The organism is Pseudoalteromonas sp. SR45-5, from assembly GCF_014163565.1.
GTDB classification, from domain to species: Bacteria; Pseudomonadota; Gammaproteobacteria; order Enterobacterales; family Alteromonadaceae; genus Pseudoalteromonas; species Pseudoalteromonas distincta.
In genome coordinates this window covers 1-2994 of sequence record NZ_JACJDN010000504.1, presented here as the reverse complement: position 1 = coordinate 2994, position 2994 = coordinate 1, and the positions used below count along the sequence as shown (strand labels likewise).

The following is a 2994-nucleotide window of genomic DNA, read 5'->3' as shown; positions in this document are numbered from 1 at the left end:
AAAAAACATAAATTTAAAAAGCCTAAACGCTACGCAATACAATTGAGTCAAAGTGAGCAAAACCCTCAGCAACTGCATATTATTTTAAAACGTTTAGTGATTGAATATTACGACAAGCGACTTGCTGCGCAATCTACCTCTAAATGGTGCACAACACTTAATACACTCACCGGTTTAAGCTTTACAGAACAAGAAATACTAAGCTTGTATAACCCCAGCCAAAAAGATACAACACTGTGCGAAAAATTTCGCCAAGGTATTAAGCAATTTAAAATAAAGGAGTCAGTAAATGTTTGAATTTAGCTGGCCATGGTTATTTTTATTACTACCCTTGCCTTTATTACTTTTACTATTAAAACCCGCAGCAAGTAATGCCAGTACGCGTTTACGTATACCCAGTTTTGCAAAGCACAATTTAACCAGCCAAAGCATCGAGCCACACGCACGACGTTTAAACCCTTTCGAGTGGATAATTTGGTTATTACTTGTTACTGCCGCTGCCAATCCAACATGGTTAGATGAGCCAATCTCATTACCAAATGAAGGACGCGATATAATGTTAGCGGTCGATTTATCAGGCTCGATGACCGAACAAGACATGGCTTATAATGGCCAATATGTTGACCGCCTCACCATGGTAAAAGCCGTACTCAGTGATTTTATAGAACAGCGTCAAGGCGACAGGCTTGGGCTGATATTATTTGGCGACACCGCGTTTTTACAAACCCCGCTCACCCGCGACGTTAAAACAGTAAGTAAAATGCTCAGCGAAGCGCAAATTGGTTTAGTAGGGCGCGCAACAGCCATTGGTGATGCATTGGGTCTTTCGGTAAAACGCTTTGCCAATAAAGATGAAAGTAACCGAATTGTGGTGCTATTAACCGACGGACAAAATACCGCTGGTAATTTAAACCCAGAAGATGCCCTACTGCTAGCTCGCGAAGAAGGGATTAAAGTGTACACCATTGGTGTTGGCTCAGATAATCCGCGCGGCTTTAGCCTCTTTAATGTGGGTGGCTCTAGTGGCAGTAATTTAGATGAAAGCTTACTTAAAAAGATTGCCGATCAAACTGGCGGATTATACTTTAGAGCCAAAGATGTAGCAGGCCTTCAACAAATTTACGCAGAGCTTGATAAACTTGAACCTATTAGCGCTGATGAACAAACATTTCGCCCACAAAGCTCATTATTTTACTACCCGTTACTTATCGCTATTTTACTTATTAGCTTAAAAGTAATGCTTAGTACACTGCGTGCATTAAAGGAGCCAAACTAATGGATTTTGAATTTATTCGCCCCGCTCTTTTATGGTTACTCATACCTGCTGTGGCATTATTTTTTGTTGCCTTAATTAAGCATAAAAAAACGACTAGTGAGCAGCTAATTGCACCTCATTTAGCACAATTTATAATGAGCGAAGCAAACACTAAAGCCAGCCAGCCACTTTGGTTAGTTGCTTTGTTTTGCAGCCTTGGCATTTTATTTAGTGCTGGGCCTAGTTTTGAGAAAAAACAAGTTCCTGTATTTCAAAGTAAAAGTGCCCGTGTAATTGTTATGGATATGTCGTACTCAATGTACAGCACCGATATTTTACCAAATCGTTTAATGCAATCACGCTTTAAAGCGCTTGATATGATTGAGCTATTTAAAGAAGGTGATACCGCGCTTGTAGCTTACGCAGGCACGGCCTATGTAATTTCACCACTAACAAACGATGCCACAACACTCAGTAATTTAATTCCAAGCTTAAGCCCTGAAATAATGCCAGACAAAGGCTCAAACGTTTTAGCGGGTCTTGATATGGCCAAAGAGCTATTAACACAAGCAGGTTATATTGATGGCGACATTATTTTAGTGACCGACGGTATTGACCAACAAGAACAAAGCGACGTGAGTAGCTTTACCAGTAACAGCCAATATAGATTAAATATTTATGGTGTAGGTACCGCTCAAGGCGCACCAATTAAGTTACCTGAAGGCGGCTTTTTGAAAGACAGATACGGCCAAATTGTAGTACCTACAATTAATGCCTCTCAGCTTAAAAATTTAGCATCAAGCAGCGGCGGTAAATTTGCTAGTTACCAACCTAGCAATAACGACATAAATACGTTTGCTCCAAATGCGCAGAGTGAATTATTGAAAGACGAAAAACAAAGCCACGCGCTTTGGCGAATAGATGCAGGTATTTACGGACTCTTGTTATTACTGCCATTTGGCTTGTATTTATTTAGACGCGCTGCCTTGTTGGGGGTTTTTTTAGCTTTTGGTTTTTTACCGCAGCAAAATGCGTATGCCGTAGAGCTCCCTACTCTTTTGCAAAATGCAGATCAACGTGCATTAGAGGCTTACAATAATAAAGAATACGATGCAGCAACACAGGCGCAATCGAGTGAGTTAAAAGGCGCGGCGCTATACCAGCAAGGTAATTTTGATGCTGCACTTAATGAGTTTAGTAATGATAAGTCGGCTACCGGTTTATACAACTACGGTAATGCCCTTGCCAAAGCTGGCAAACTTGAGGACGCAATTGAAGCGTACAAACAAGCCCAAACCTTACAAGATGACTTTACGCAAGCAGCCGATAACCAAGCCTTAGTTGAGCAATTACTAAATCAACAAGAGCAACAAAACCAGCAAGATCAGCAAAGCGACGGCGACGACTCTCAAGACCAAGATGATAGTCAGAAAAAAGATGAGCAAAACCAAGGGCAAAATTCTGAACAGTCAAAACAGGATCAGCAACAAAATGGTGATAAAAGCAATTCTGAAAAAGGCGAAAACGAAAGTCAAAGCTCAAGCGATGAAAAATCAGATAAAGAGTCTGAACAATCAAAAGATCAACAAGGTGAGCCTGGCGAGCAATCAGATAAGCAAAATGAGCCTGATATGCAAGCCCAGCCACAAAGCGAACAAGGGCAAAATAAAGACGCTGACCAGCCTAAAGAAGACGAGCAGCAACAAAGTAAGCCACAAGCGATGAGTGAGCAACCTGCC

3 protein-coding genes are annotated in these 2994 nt (G+C 41.1%); all 3 read left to right on the top strand.

Annotated features, from left to right (window positions below; genetic code table 11):
* A partial coding sequence (locus tag H5072_RS15740) for a DUF4381 domain-containing protein (RefSeq protein ID WP_182694055.1) occupies nucleotides 1-297 on the top strand: 297 nt, incomplete at its 5' end.
* Complete coding sequence (locus H5072_RS15735; RefSeq protein WP_182694054.1) at nucleotides 290-1276, top strand: VWA domain-containing protein; 987 nt, start codon at nucleotides 290-292, stop codon at nucleotides 1274-1276. The genes H5072_RS15740 and H5072_RS15735, both read left to right, overlap by 8 nt.
* A partial coding sequence (locus H5072_RS15730; protein WP_182694053.1) for a VWA domain-containing protein occupies nucleotides 1276-2994 on the top strand: 1719 nt, incomplete at its 3' end. The genes H5072_RS15735 and H5072_RS15730, both read left to right, overlap by 1 nt.

Bases quoted from the DNA above. Each gene is read 5' to 3' on its own strand.
- H5072_RS15735 (WP_182694054.1), top strand. From the start codon at position 290: ATGTTTGAATTTAGCTGGCCATGGTTATTTTTATTACTACCCTTGCCT.